Source organism: Accumulibacter sp. (assembly GCF_036625275.1).
In the GTDB taxonomy this organism is placed as follows: Bacteria; Pseudomonadota; Gammaproteobacteria; order Burkholderiales; family Rhodocyclaceae; genus Accumulibacter.
On the sequence record NZ_JAZKUD010000016.1, the window covers coordinates 15,198 to 29,338 of the forward strand.

At 59.2% G+C, this 14,141-nt stretch carries 10 protein-coding genes; 5 read left to right on the top strand and 5 right to left on the bottom strand.

Translation table 11 applies throughout. From position 1 onward, the window contains the following. The 4 genes from V5B39_RS08145 (at window position 1) to V5B39_RS08160 (ending at window position 4,061) form a co-directional block, all read left to right on the top strand. Window positions 1-678 carry a YfgM family protein gene (locus V5B39_RS08145; RefSeq protein ID WP_332342398.1) on the top strand — a complete coding sequence of 226 codons (678 nt, stop codon included), beginning with the start codon at window positions 1-3 and terminating at the stop codon, window positions 676-678. Next, complete coding sequence (bamB, locus tag V5B39_RS08150; RefSeq protein ID WP_332342399.1) at window positions 678-1,823, top strand: outer membrane protein assembly factor BamB; 1,146 nt, start codon at window positions 678-680, stop codon at window positions 1,821-1,823. Before V5B39_RS08145 ends, bamB begins: the two co-directional genes overlap by 1 nt. Further along, complete coding sequence (gene der / locus V5B39_RS08155; protein WP_332342400.1) at window positions 1,820-3,256, top strand: ribosome biogenesis GTPase Der; 1,437 nt, start codon at window positions 1,820-1,822, stop codon at window positions 3,254-3,256. The genes bamB and der overlap by 4 nt, the downstream gene beginning before the upstream one ends. 274 nt (window positions 3,257-3,530) lie before the next feature. After that, a complete protein-coding gene (locus V5B39_RS08160) occupies window positions 3,531-4,061 on the top strand; it encodes a low molecular weight protein-tyrosine-phosphatase (protein ID WP_332342401.1) in 531 nt (176 codons plus the stop codon). 115 nt (window positions 4,062-4,176) lie between these two features. On the opposite strand, the gene V5B39_RS08165 is transcribed toward V5B39_RS08160, so the two are convergent. Then, window positions 4,177-8,700 (bottom strand): EAL domain-containing protein, encoded by a 4,524-nt coding sequence (locus tag V5B39_RS08165; protein ID WP_332342402.1) that lies wholly within the window; start codon window positions 8,698-8,700, stop codon window positions 4,177-4,179. Window positions 8,701-9,133: 433 nt separating this feature from the next. Between V5B39_RS08165 and V5B39_RS08170 the strand changes: the two genes are divergently transcribed. Continuing rightward, complete coding sequence (locus V5B39_RS08170) at window positions 9,134-9,577, top strand: cache domain-containing protein (RefSeq protein WP_332342403.1); 444 nt, start codon at window positions 9,134-9,136, stop codon at window positions 9,575-9,577. A 113-nt stretch (window positions 9,578-9,690) separates the two neighbouring features. Here the strand turns inward: V5B39_RS08170 and ppk2 are convergent, their stop codons facing one another. The 4 genes from ppk2 to lgt all read right to left on the bottom strand — a co-directional run bounded on the left by ppk2 (window position 9,691) and on the right by lgt (window position 14,084). Next, entirely contained in the window at window positions 9,691-10,485 is a 795-nt protein-coding gene (ppk2, locus tag V5B39_RS08175; RefSeq protein ID WP_434735670.1) for a polyphosphate kinase 2, read from the bottom strand. 831 nt (window positions 10,486-11,316) lie between these two features. Beyond that, on the bottom strand, window positions 11,317-11,790 hold the full coding sequence (locus V5B39_RS08180; RefSeq protein ID WP_332342404.1) for a VOC family protein: 474 nt from the start codon (window positions 11,788-11,790) through the stop codon (window positions 11,317-11,319). A gap of 72 nt (window positions 11,791-11,862) precedes the next feature. Then, the gene (locus tag V5B39_RS08185) at window positions 11,863-13,248 is read right to left on the bottom strand and encodes a malonyl-CoA decarboxylase (RefSeq protein WP_332342405.1); all 1,386 of its coding nucleotides are present in this window, start codon (window positions 13,246-13,248) and stop codon (window positions 11,863-11,865) included. 38 nt (window positions 13,249-13,286) lie between these two features. Continuing rightward, window positions 13,287-14,084 (bottom strand): prolipoprotein diacylglyceryl transferase, encoded by a 798-nt coding sequence (gene lgt / locus V5B39_RS08190; RefSeq protein WP_332342430.1) that lies wholly within the window; start codon window positions 14,082-14,084, stop codon window positions 13,287-13,289. Between the last annotated feature and the right edge of the window lie 57 nt (window positions 14,085-14,141).

Below are 14,141 nucleotides of genomic sequence, written 5' to 3' on the forward strand. Positions count from 1 at the left end.
ATGGCAACTTACGACCTCGAAGAGCAGGAACAAATCGCCCAAATGAAGGCGTGGTGGCAGCAGTACGGGACGCTGCTGACCGGCCTCGTGACCGCTGCCTCAATTGGCGTTGTTGGCTGGCAAGGCTGGAACTGGTATCAGCGCAATCAGGCAGCACAGGCCTCACAGGTATACAGTGTCATGCAGAAAGCCGTGCTCGATAACGACCCCCAGCGCATCAAGGCGGCGAGTGGAGAACTGCTCGAGAAATATCCGGGAACGGCGTATGCACCCCTGGCTGCCCTGATCGCCGCCAAGGTGACTTACTCCGCTGGTGATCTGAAAACCACCAGGCTGCAGTTGCTCTGGGTGGTCGAACATGGCAAAAACGAACTTCGGGATCTGGCGCGTTTGCGTCTGGCCAGCGTACTGCTCGACGAACAGGCCTACGATGAGGCGCTCAAGCAACTCGATGGCCCATCGAGTGCCGGCTTTGTCGTCCGTTTCCTGGATACGCGTGGCGACATCCTCGACGCTCAGGGCAAGACCGCCGAGGCGCGTACAGCCTACCAGACCGCGTTGGCCAAACTGGATGAGGCCGGCCCGGGTGGCAAGAATACCCTCCAGGACCGGCAAGCCAATGCCGCCTATCGTGAATCGCTGCAGCAGAAGCTGGATGCACTTGGGGAGTCAAGCTGATGAGGCTTCCCTTGCGCACAGCGGCAGGGCTGTCGTTACTTCTGGTCGGCTGTTCGACGCTGGATGCCCTGAATCCGTTTTCTGGATCTAGCGGGCCCAAGATGGCTGAACTGCAGGCGATTCAGCCAACGGATGCCGTGCGCGTGCTGTGGTCGGCAGATGTCGGCAAGGCCGGCGACCATACCTTCGTTCCGGCTGTGGTGGGTTCCTCAGTCTACGCGGCGGCTTCGGACGGTACGGTCGTTCGCCTCGACGATGGCCAGCAGGTCTGGAAAATCAACGCCGGGAAGACCCTCTCGGGGGGCGTCGGCGCCGATCAGCGAATGGTCGTGGTCGGTACTGCCAAGGGCGAGCTGTTTGCTTTTGCCACGGCGGACGGCAGCCTGCTGTGGAAGGCACGCGCCAGCAGCGAGGTCGTTGCGCCGCCGATGGTCAGCTCCGGTCTGGTGATCGTGCGCAGTGGCGATCATCGCCTAGCTGCCTACGATCCGCTCGACGGCAAGCGCAAATGGGTCTATCAACGTCCCAGCACACCCCTATCGTTGCGTGTGGTGGCTGGCCCGGTACTGATCGACAGGTATGTCTTTGCCGGTTTTCCCGGAGGCAAACTGATTGCGGTGAGCGCAGAAAACGGCGCACCGCTGTGGGAGGGAACGGTGGTCTTGCCCAAAGGCACCACTGAACTCGACCGTGTTGCCGATGTCACCAGCGTGCCGGTGATCAATGGACGCATGATTTGCGCGGTTGCTTTCCAGGGGCGAGTGGCCTGTTTCGACCTGGGAAATGGCAACCTGATCTGGTCGCGCGATATATCGAGCACTGCCGGCGTGGCGATCGACAGCCGCTACGTTTATGTTTCTGACGACAAGGGTGCCGTGCATGCGCTCGACAAGGCCAGTGGTGCCAGCCTCTGGAAGCAGGACAAGCTCTTCCTGCGACAGCTTACGGCGCCATTGCCGATGCGCAATCTGATCGTCGTGGCGGATGTCAAGGGCGTTGTCCATTTTCTGAGTCGCGACGATGGCTCGTTCGCGGCGCGCCAGACGACCGATGGCAGCGCGGTGCGAGCGCCCCTGCAACGACTGGGTAGCCACCTGGTCGCGCAGACAGTCAATGGGCGCCTGTTCGTGATCGAAACGCAATGAAGCCGAGTGTGGTTCTTGTCGGGCGTCCCAATGTCGGCAAATCAACGCTCTTCAATCGCCTGACCCGAACCCGCGACGCACTGGTGGCCGATCTCCCCGGTCTGACACGCGACCGTCATTATGGCCACGGAAGACTCGGCAACAAACCCCATCTGGTGATCGATACCGGCGGCTTCGAACCGCTCGCCAGGGAAGGCATCATGTACCAGATGGCGCGCCAGACAGAGCAGGCGATCTTTGAGGCCGACGTCGTGATTTTTGTCGTCGATGGCCGCAGCGGCATCACTGCCCTCGACAAGGAAATTGCCAGCCGCCTGCGCAAGTCCAACCGTTCGGTGCTGGTTGCCGTCAACAAAACTGAAGGGATGAGCCACGGACTCGTCGTCGCCGATTTCCACGAACTCGGCCTCGGCGAACCATTTGCGATCTCGGCGGCGCACGGCGAGGGAGTCAGGGCACTGATCGAAGAGGCGCTCGCTCCGTATGAGGAACCGCCGGAAAGCAGCTTTGACAGCGAAGTGATCAAGGTCGCCATCGTCGGCCGTCCGAATGTCGGCAAGAGCACCATGATTAACGCGCTGCTCGGCGAAGAACGGGTCATCGCCTTCGACCAGCCGGGAACGACTCGCGATGCCATCGAAGTCGATTTCGAGCGCGGCGGCGGCCGTTATACGCTCATCGACACGGCTGGCCTGCGCCGTCGTGGCAAGGTTTTCGAGGCCGTCGAGAAGTTTTCGGTGATCAAGACGCTACAGGCGATCGAGAACGCTCAGGTGGTGATTCTGGTGGTCGACGCACGTCAGGACATTTCCGACCAGGATGCGCACATCGGCGGCTTTATCCGCGAATCCGGGCGCGCGCTGGTGGTGGCTGTGAACAAATGGGATGGACTCGATGCCTATGTTCGCGAACAGGTCAAGGGAGCCCTCGAAAGCTGCTTGTCGTTCATCGATTTTGCCCGTTTCCATTATGTGTCGGCACTCAAGGGGCAGGGTCTCGAAGCACTTTTCCGCTCTGTGGATGCCGCTTACCGGGCAGCCATTGCCGATCTGCCGACACCCAAACTGACGCGTACGCTGATTGACGCGGTGGCTCGCCAGGCGCCACCACGCAGTGGCCTGATCCGGCCAAAGCTGCGCTACGCGCATCAGGGTGGCAGGAATCCGCCGCTGATCGTGGTTCATGGCAATGCGCTCGACAAGATTCCGGAATCCTATCGTCGTTACCTCGAGCATACCTTTCGGGAGGTGTTCAAGTTGCAGGGAACGCCGCTGCAGATCCAGTTCAAGGTCTCGATCAACCCCTTTGCCGAGAAGCCGCTCCCCGAGCAGAACCGGCGCAAGCTCAAGCCCGGGAAGCCTGCGGCCAGAAGTGAAAGCCGGCCAGTCTCCGGCGGGAAAACCAGATCCCGGCTGCTCTCCAGGCCTCGTTGATTGGCCGCAGCGAGAAGGTCACGAGTGCCGAAAAGCCATAGCGAGGGCATGTGCATAATTCCCCCAAATACTCGCGCAAGGTTGCAATGGTGGCCTTTTCGACGGATGATGAAGGCCTCGGCAGCATCTTGCCGTTGCCAACGGATGGGTGGTCAGGTAGCGGGCGGCCGTCGTTTGACGCAAGGGGCAGTGATTGGCGCGATAGGTTTGTGGCTGTCGGGGCAGGATCAGTCGAACGAAGGCAAAGGGACAAACGTATCTGGAAAAATGGACGGTGATCAAGGTTCTATTCGTTTGCATGGGGAACATTTGCCGCTCGCCGACGGCCGAGGGCGTTTTCCGCCACCTTCTGCGTCAGAGGAACCTCGAAGACAGGATCGAGGTTGATTCGGCAGGGACGCATGGCTATCACGCGGGTGAGGCACCGGATCAGCGGACGCAGCGTGCCGCAGCGGTTCGTCAGTACAAGCTGTCCGACATGCGGGCGCGTAGGGTGACGGCGCAGGATCTCGAGTACTTTGACCTGATTCTCGCGATGGACCACAACAACCTTGCCGTTCTGAAACGCATCTGTCCTCTGGACAAACATGACCGTTTGGGACTGCTGATGAGCTATTCAAAGAACTTCGACGACGATGAAGTTCCCGATCCCTACTACGGTCTTGGGCATGGCTTCGACCTGGTGCTCGACATGATCGAGGATGCCGCCAGCGGGCTGATCGAAAGTCTCGAGCAGCGCCTCATCGAGGAGGACAATCCAGATGTCGAGGAAAGTCCGTCGGTTGCAGGTGACGGCACGAACTGATCGACTCAGAGGTTGTGAAAAAATAGAAAAGCGGTCATGAGAAGTGCTGTAACAACTTGTTTTGTTGAATATTTTTTGGCATGTTGCCCAGCTTCGGGCATTTTTTCACAGCCTCTCAGGGCAGGTTGTGCGTGCGCAGCCACTCGGCAAAGTCGTCTGGCGGCAGCGGGCGGGAATAAAGATAACCCTGGCCACTGTGGCAGCCGGAAGCGTCGAGTTCGGCATGCTGATCGGCGATTTCAACGCCCTCCGCGACGACGCTCATCCCGAGGTGGCGCGCCAGTGAAATGATCGCCGAACCAATTGCACGGTCATCAGCGTTGCTCGATATGCCGTCGACGAAACTGCGCGCAATCTTGAGTTCGTGGATCGGGAAACGCTTGAGGTATGACAAGGACGAAAAGCCGGTACCAAAGTCATCGATGCTGATCACCAGACCGAAAGCCACCAGTTCGGCCAGCATGCGCTGAGCACGCTCGAAGTCCATCAGCACCCCTTCGGTGATCTCGATGCATAGTTGTTGTGGGGAGACCCGATGCGCATTGATGATCTGCATCAGGTCGGCCGCCATGCTTTCCTTGCGGAAATGCCGGGCAGAAATGTTGACGCTGATGCGTACTGCCGGTAGTCCGGTCTTGTTCCACTTGTCGATCTGGCGACAAACCTCTCCAAGTACCCATTCGTCGACCGCTACGATCAGGTTGCTTTGCTCGGCGACCGGAATGAACACGACCGGATCGACGACCTCACCGTTGTATTGCCAGCGCAACAGCGCCTCGGCACCGATGACCCGTTGGCTCTCGAGGTTGACTTGCGGTTGGTAGTGAATGTACAGCTCGCCGTTTTCGATCGCACGCCGCAAACCCGTTTCCAGAGCCAGTCGCCGCGTCGCCAGGTGAGCCAGGTCGGCGGTGAAGAAGCGAAAAGCATTCTTGCCGTGATCCTTGGCGCGATACATCGCTGAGTCGGCATTGCGCATCAACGCGCTGGCGTCGGCGGCATCCTCCGGAAACATGCTCAGCCCGATGCTGGCACTAATGAAGCATTCGTGCTCGTCGAACTGATAACTGGTACTCAAAGCGCTCAGCAAACGCTCGGCGGTTAGTGTTGCCTTGTGACGATCGGCGGTTTCAAGCAGGACCACGAACTCGTCACCGCCCAGTCGTGCCACCGTATCTTCGGCACGCACGCAGTCGAGCAGACGCATTGCGGCCTGCTTGAGCAACTTGTCGCCAGTGGCATGACCGAGGGTGTCGTTGACCATCTTGAAGTTGTCGAGGTCGATGAACACCACACCGATACTCTCGCGTGATCGTTCGGCCCGTGCCAGAGCGAGATGGAGACGGTCATTGAACAATGCCCGGTTGGGCAATCCGGTCAGTTCATCGTGGGTTGCCAGATACTCGACGCGCTGCTGCGATTCGCGCACCTTGGTAATGTCGCTGAACATGCCGACGTAGTTGACTATCTTGCCGTTCTTGTCCTTGACGGTATTGATCGACAACCATTCCAGGAAAGCCTCGCCGTTCTTCCGGCGATTCCAGATTTCGCCCTGCCAGACGCCCAGGCGATTGACCCGGTCCCACATGTCGACATAGAGCTCGGGTGGCGTCTTCTCGGATCGCAGAAGGCTGGGCTTCTTGCCGACGACCTCCTGGCGGGTGAACCCGGTGAGGGTTGTGAAAGCGTCATTGACGGTCAGGATGCGTTGCTCGGTATCGGTCACCATGACGCCTTCTGAAGCACGATCGAAGACCATCGCCGCTAGCCGCAAACTTTCCTCTGCACGCTTGCGGGCGGTGATGTCGGTGGCCTGGAAACAGAGGCCGGTGATGGCTCCGTCGTTGTCGAAGAGCGGAAAGCGAACGGCCAGGAAGTGGTGATCACCACTAGCCAGCGGCAGCGTTTCTTCACGTTCGATTTCCCTGCGCAGACGTATGGCTGTGAGTTCGCTCTCGCGGAAGATTTCGGATACGGCGTCGGGAAAGAGCTGCAGATCGGTTTTTCCGATGACCCGCCCGGTGGCGAAGCCAAAAGTCTGTTCAAACTTCGGGTTGGCAAACTGGTAGCGACCGGTGGCATCCTTGACCGCCATCAACGAGACCGAGTTGTTCATCACTGCCAGCAACCTGACCTGTGTTTCGCGCGCCGAACGCTCGATTTCGTACAGGTTCGTGTTGTCGGCAAACAGCAGGATCACGCCGCTACTGCGCTGCGCATCGCGCAACAGCGGCGCGATGTGCAGCGCGTAGTGGTGTCGGTTGGCGTTGACGATCTGGCGGTCGAGGGCGTTTTGTGTGTCGATCACCTGTTGACTGTCGGTGACCAGATCGGGCATGTCCGGTAGCGCCAGATCGCGCAGATGTCGGCCGATTTGTGGCGGGCCGAGTCTGAACAAGCGTGCGGCAGCACTGTTGAAGCGCTGCAGGGTGGATTTCTGATCGAGGACCAGCAAGGGGTAGTCGACGCTGTTCTGGATACATTCCAGTTCGATGTTGAGTTCCTGCGTCTCGGCGGTCTTGATCTGCAATTCCTCGTTGACCGTTGCCAGCTCTTCGTTGGTCGATTGCAGTTCCTCGTTCGAGGCCTCTAGTTCCTCGTTCGAGGCCTGCATTTCCTCGTTCGAGGCCTGGATCTCCTCGTTGAGCGCCTGCATTTCCTCGTTGGAGGTCTCGAGTTCCTCGACCAGCGTCTGCAGATGTTCGCGCGTTGCGGCCAGTTCGTCTTCGAGTTCCTTGTCGGTGACATTATTGCTGTCCTCGGTGGGACTTTTGCCGGCTGGCGCCGCAATCCACTCGATACAGACCATGAACAGCGTTTCGTTGCCGGGGGCCAGGACCGGATGCACGGAAAGGCGGACGCCGCGATTCGGGTCGAGCGCCTTGATGTGCCGTGGCCGTCCGTGCGCCACGGCCTGCTTGACCTGTGCCTGCCGCATCAGAACCTGGACCTCGGTGCGCAGCTCGCGACGGATCAACGAGATCAGGTCAAAAGCTGGTTTGCCGGGTGAAACGTTGAGCAGTCGGCTGGCGTCACCATGAATGTGGCGAATTTCGAACTTGCTGTTGATCAGGATGCTGGTGGGGATGAAAAACCGTCCAGCCGCTTCCAGCAGGATGTTCTCGAAACCCAGCGGGGAGGTAGGTTTGGCCGGCCTCTGATGCTGGTTCAGACCGGCCGCCGCGAGGGGCATCTCGGTGCGTAGCAGCGGCAGTCGGGCAGCCACCCCGTGTCGGCGGTAAAGACGTCCTTCCTTGTCGACCACGCCGAACAGCGCTTCTTGCTGGGAGATTCCTTCCGATTTGCCGAGGAACAGGTAGGCGCCCGGATTGAGCGCGTAATGAAACACCGATAGCAGACGGGCTTGCAACTCGCTCTGGAAATAAATCAGCACATTACGGCAACTGATCAGATCGAGTCGGAGAAACGGCGGATCCTGCACCAGATCCTGGCGAGCAAAGATGACCACGTCGCGCAGGTTCTTGTTGATTTCGTAACGGTCACCGTGCGGCGTGAAATGGGAGCGGATGCGATTGCGATCCATGTGCGCCAGGCTGGAGGCGGCAAACACGCCGCGCCGCGCCAGCGCCATCGCGTCGAGATCGATGTCGGTAGCGAAGATCTGCAGACGGTACTGATCGAAGGAAGCTCCGAGACGTTCAGAAAACAGGATGGCCAGGGAATAGGCCTCCTCGCCGGTAGCACAACCGGCAGTCCAGACGCGGATATCGTCACCGGGTTGCTTGTTGGCGAGAATATCGCCAATCACCTTGTCCAGCCGGGCAAAGGCGTCACCGTCACGAAAGAAGGCCGTGACCGAGATCAGGATGTCCTTGCACAGCCGGTCGAGTTCGACCGGCGTGTCGTCGACCACCCGCAGATAATCCTGCAGGGTACTGACGTGGTTTGCTGCCATTCGCCGTTCGATTCGTCGCCACAGTGTCGGCTCCTTGTACTGCGAGAAATCGACCTTGGTGCGGCTGCGTACCTTGCCGAGCAGCGTCTTGAGCGTTGCCGGCGCATTGGCTGCCTGTGTGGCCACCGGAATCAGCCCACGGTTGAGGACGATCAGACTGATCTCGGCGCCCATCGTCTCGGGCGGGAGGATCCAGTCGACACTGCCGGTATCGATCGCCGACTGGGGCATGCCGCTATACTTGGCGGTTTCGGGATCCTGGGAAAAGGTAAAACCACCAGCCGCCTTGATTGCGTGGATTCCCGAGGCACCGTCAGAGCCTGTGCCGGACAGGATGATGCCGATCGTCGATTCACCGATCTCCTCGGCCAGGGAGGCGAAGAAACGGTTGACCGATGGTTTGGGCATCGATTCCTTGGTCGGTTCGACGAGCCGGAAGTGGCCCGCCTGCAGCGTCAGATTGCGATTCGGCGGCGTGATATAGACCGTATTGGCTTCCGGCAACATTCCGTCCTCGATGTCCCGAACCGGCATCGTCGTCTCACGACCGAGCAACTGTGCCATCATGCTGCGGTAGGTCGGTGACAGGTGTTGTACGACGACGTAAGTCAGCCCAAGATTCTTGGGCAGGCTCGGCAAAAGCAGACTGAGCGCTTCCAGGCCACCGGCCGAGGCGCCGATCCCGATGATGAACGGTCGCTCGTCCGACCGGACGGGGTGCACTACGTCGCCAGCCGGTTTCACGGCTGCAAGTGGCTTCTTGGAGACTGAGCGTCTTTTTACGGGTTCTTCTGCATTGCCGATGCTCATTGCCTGTTGTCCAATTGATATCGGGTCGTCGACTGCGCTTGATCATACCACGGGAGAGTACCGATGGCTGGCTGGCTGCCTGCCGGTTCACCAGTCTACCGGGGTTCCGCCCTGACGACGGGAAAAAAGCCGGTACGGGGACCGAACACAGCCAGGTTCATCGATTGGGTCGCCGAAAATGGGGGGGCTGATCCACGCGCGACCGTGTCCCTCGACAAGCTGATGAAGTCAAGCATCCTGAAGCAATTTTGAGCTACCATCCTTGCCGAGGGGCTTCCTCGCTGGTGACAGGTCAGCAATTCTTTCTTGCTGGCGGATGGATTGAGGATTGACAAGGAGATTTTGGATGTTACAGCAATTGTTTGCAGTTTCTGCACTGGCCTTCTTCGGGTCTGTCGGTAGCGCCGTGGCAGCGGAATATGGAACTCCAGCCGAAGCCAAAGCCCTGCTCGAAAAGGCTGTTATGGCTGTGAAGGCTGACAAGACCAAAGCGCTGGTGATGTTCACCAAGGGTGAAGGTGGCTTCAAGGATCGTGACCTGTATCCCTACTGCGGTGGTCCGGATGGGTATTTCACCGCGCATCCGACACTCCTCGGGAAGAGCCTCAAGGATCTCAGGGACAAGTACGGAAGACCTCTGGGAGAGGAGGTCTACGCTGCGGCCAGAGACGGGTCCATTGCCGAGGTGTCATACATGTGGCCGCGTCCTGGCCAGACCGATCCGGTGGCGAAGGTGGCCTTCGTGACCAGGGTCGACGACCAGGTGTGTGCGGTCGGCTACTACAAGTAGAGATTCTTCTGAGGAGGGCCTGTGCTCTTGCGATGGCGTAGCGTTCCCCGAGTTCCGGTACCCTGTAGAGTGACAAGACCCCGCGACAGCGGGGTTTTTCTTGTCCTGGTGCCTCAGTAAACTTCTGGAATGAAGGTCTGGTCGGAAAGCGGCGGGCGAACATAGCCCCCCTCGTCCTGACGGGGTGGCAGGACGATCGGCTCTGGTGTCAGGTCCTCATAGTCGATCATGTTCAACAGGTGCGTGATGACGTTCAAGCGGGCACGCTTCTTGTCGTCGCCGTCGACGACATACCAGGGTGCCTGTTTGATGTCGGTATGCGCGAACATGGCGTCCTTCGCTTTGGAGTATTCGACCCAGCGCGCACGCGACTCGAGATCCATCGGACTGAGCTTCCAGTGTTTTTCTGGATGAAAGATGCGCTTCTGGAAACGGCGTTCCTGCTCTTCGTTGCTGACCGAGAACCAGTACTTGATCAGGATGATGCCGCTACGAACGAGCATACGCTCGAATTCGGGGCAGGTACGCAGAAACTCCCGGTATTCCTCTTCGGTACAAAAACCCATCACCCGTTCGACACCGGCACGGTTGTACCAACTGCGATCGAACAGGACCATTTCGCCGCCGGCAGGAAGGTGCTGGACGTAGCGCTGAAAATACCATTGCGTCTGCTCACGGTCAGTGGGCGCAGGCAACGCGGCCACCCGTGTGACGCGCGGACTGAGGCTCTCGGTGATGCGCTTGATGGTGCCACCCTTGCCGGCCGCATCACGCCCTTCAAACAGGACGACGACTTTCAGCTTCTTGAACTTGATCCATTCCTGCAGTTTGACGAGTTCGATCTGCAACTTCGACAGCGTTTCTTCGTAATCCTTGGTCTTGATTGCCGGTTTGCGAGTGCTGCGCACGTTTTCGTTCAGATTGACTTTGCTTGGCGTGGTCGCTTCCACTTTGGGTGCGACAGCTTTCCCTCTCGGCGCTTTTTGAACCTTGCCCTGCACGGGTTTAGTCTCCGTTTTCTGCGCAGCATTTTTTGCTTCTGCTTTGGCAGGTTTTTTCTGCGCCGCGATTTTGGCTGCAGCAGCCGGTGGCGGGGCTGCCTGCACCGCAGCCAGTTGTTCGGCTTGGGTGCCTTCCGATACGACTTCTACTTCTTCTTGCACGGCTTTGACTTCACTCATTGGTACCTCCTTGGTGTGGCGAAAAACTGGTGAGGGGTGAACCGTTTTGCGGTCAGGAATGCTGACCTGACACGGACGGTGTCCCACGACGCCGGCTGCCCACGGTTTGCCCGATCCGATCAGGGCTTGATGAACGAACGAGACGAGTTTCACTGTGGCCATGAATTTTTGGCATGGTTCTACTCCGTGTTGCGCGGGAGTTTCCCGGGCCGGCAATTATCGTTCTTTTCTTCGCAAAAATGAACCATCCAGTGCACAAAACGTGCAATCTATCGAGTAACAGGCAGTCTGGTAGCGGCATTGTGCGAGCACGACTTGTAAGGGGATGCGGACGTCATGCTGACGGATCATGATTCAGACGCCGGCCGGTGGCGTCGCGGTATTGACCAGGAACCGGCGTGCGGCGACCAATGCAGTCGCCATCCGAGCTGCCGGAGCAAAGCGGCGGACGGGCAGCGCCTGCCTGCCCGTCCAGTGAGTGAAGATTCGGCGTGATCGGCCGGTCGGTCAGTGATGCCCGTTGTCGAGGGTTGCCGGCGCCGGCATACGCGGGTATTTTCAGGCGAGTTTGGCGAAGGCTTCGACGACTTCCGGTGGTGCCTGTACCATCTCGATCAGCACGCCTTCACCGGCGATCGGGAACTCGGCACTCGCCTTTGGATGCAGGAAGGTGATATCGAAACCAGCGGCACCCTTGCGGATTCCACCAGGTGCGAAGCGAACGCCGTTGGCCGTGAGCCATTCAACGGCCTTCGGCAGGTCGTCAATCCAGAGACCAACGTGATTCAGCGGCGTGGCATGCACGGCCGGCTTCTTGTCGGGGTCGACCGGTTGCATCAGATCGACTTCGACCTTGAACGGTCCCTTGCCCATGGCGACAATGTCTTCATCAACGTTTTCGCGTTCGCTGACAAAGTTGCCGGTGATTTCGAGGCCGAGCATGTCAACCCAGAGTTGACGAAGTTTGAGCTTGTCGGGGCCGCCGATGGCGATTTGCTGGATACCGAGGACTTTGAAGGGACGTGGATTCATGATTGTTCTTTCTTCTCTTGGCAGGATGATTAAAGGGTCAGAAGGGGTGTGGGTGGGTGGTGGTGTGCAATCTCAATCGCGGGCTGAACGACGTATGGCGGCAGCGGCAGCGATCTCGCCGCTGCGCGAAAAGGCTTCGACGTTCGCTTCGATAGTATCAGGGTCGTACAGATAATTCACCATCAGTCCGTAGGATTGCTGCTGACCGCGTGCCGAGGTGTCGGCCAGATAATTGAGACGTTCGATGCGCGCGCCATTGCCCAGGTGAAAGCGGGCGACCGGGTCGTAAGGTCGCCCCCCCTTGCTGGTGGTCAGCAGGTAGCGTGCAGCCAGGCGCAGGAGGCCATGTTGCAGGGCGCGTGCCAGGCGCGCGTCATTCATCCAGCGTGCGTCGGCAAGCAGCTTCGCAAGGTCGCTGGCATCGGCTGGTTGCGGCATTTCCGGTGTCAAATGGCGTTTGATCCGTTCGAGGTCGGCAGCGCTGAAAGCCTGTGGCCAGGGCTCCGGGTTCTTTTCGGCCCAGTGCCGAAAGGAGGGCAGGGGAGAGAGGGTGGCAAAGTTGACCAGACGTGGGTAATCGCGTTTCAGGTCATCCACAACCCGCTTGAGCAGGAAATTACCGAATGAAACGCCACGCAGGCCGACCTGGGTGTTTGAAATCGAATAGAAGATCGCTGTATTTGCCCTGTGCGCATCGAGTACCGGTGCATGCTCGTCGAGTAGTGTTTGCACATTGTCGGCGAGATGTTCGGTTAACGCTACCTCAACGAAGATCAGTGGCTCCATGGGCATGCGTGGATGAAAGAAGGCGTAGCAGCGACGGTCAGAATCGAGGCGGTTCTTGAGATCGCTCCAGGAACGGATCTGATGCACCGCTTCATACTCGATGAGTTTTTCGAGCAGTGCTGCCGGTGAACTCCAGGTGATGCGCTGCAGTTCCAGGAAGCCGACGTCAAACCAGGCACCCAGTCGGGATTCGAGTTCGCGATCAAGCGAACGCAGAGCAGCATCCTTTTCGACAAAGCGCAGCAGATCGGCACGCAGGTCGACCAGGAACTTGACGCCGTGTGAGAGGGTATTGAATTGCGTCAGGATGCGCAGGCGAGCGGATCGCATGGCATTGCGCAGGGCAGACTCGGCAGTCCACTGCGCGTCGCTGCCAATTGCCGCCTGATAGTCAGCGTGTGCCTTGGCGACCAGCTCCGGGTTGGGACCGAATTCGGTCGCGACAATTCTCAGGAAGCTGGCGCGTCCCTCGTCGTTGAGACGCAAATAGGTTTCTGCAAGACGGCCGGCACGCTGCCTTGCCGAGACTTCTCCGCCGATGCCGCTGGCGCATTCATGAAGCAGATCACGAATGCGTACCAGTTGTTTGCCCTCCAGGCTGCGCGCAGCGCCGCCATCAGCGAGCAGCGTGCGCACGCGGCGCAGCCCCCGCACGACCATACCTTCTGCCATTGCTTTCTCCTCAGTCTCGCGGCCAGCGACGAGCCGACTCAGTTGCGCTGGCGATTCGCGACGACGACAAAAATGATCCCGGCAACAATCATCGGCAGCGACAACCACTGCCCCATGCTGACGGTGTATGAAAACCCGAAGATTCCCTCATCCGGCGACCGGAAATATTCGGCGATCCATCGCAGGACCCCGTAGCCCATGAGAAAAACCCCGGAAACGGCGCCACGTGCCCGCGTCTGGCCTGAATAGGTCCACAGAAGAACGAACAGGGCAAGTCCCTCGAGTCCGGCCTGGTAGAGCTGTGACGGGTGGCGCGGCAAATCGTCCACCCAGGGGAAAACCATTGCCCACGGCAAGGATGGATCGGCCGCACGTCCCCACAGCTCGCCGTTGATAAAGTTGCCGATGCGCCCGGCAGCCAGGCCGAGCGGCACCAGCGGCGCAATGAAGTCGGTGATCTCGAGCCAGCTCCTGCCAGTTTTGCGCGCGTACAGCCCCATCGCGAGCAGCACACCGAGAAATCCCCCGTGAAACGACATTCCTCCCCGCCAAACGGCGAAGATCTGCAGCGGCTGCGTGAGATAGTAGCCCGGCTCATAGAGCAGAACCTGACCTAAGCGGCCACCAGCGATCACGCCAAGGACGCCGTAGAACAGCAGATCATCAAGCTGTTGTACCGTCCAGCCGGCTTGCGAAAGTTGCGGATGGGTGAGAATTCGCTGCCGGCCAAGCCACCAGAACTGGAGAAAGGCCAGGAGATACATCAATCCGTACCAGTGCACGCTCAGCGGGCCGAGTGAAAGCGCAACCGGGTTGAACTGCGGATGGATTAACACGGAACGAACATTCTGGGGGCTTTCGGATAGAATGGGCATTATATCGCGCCATCTTGG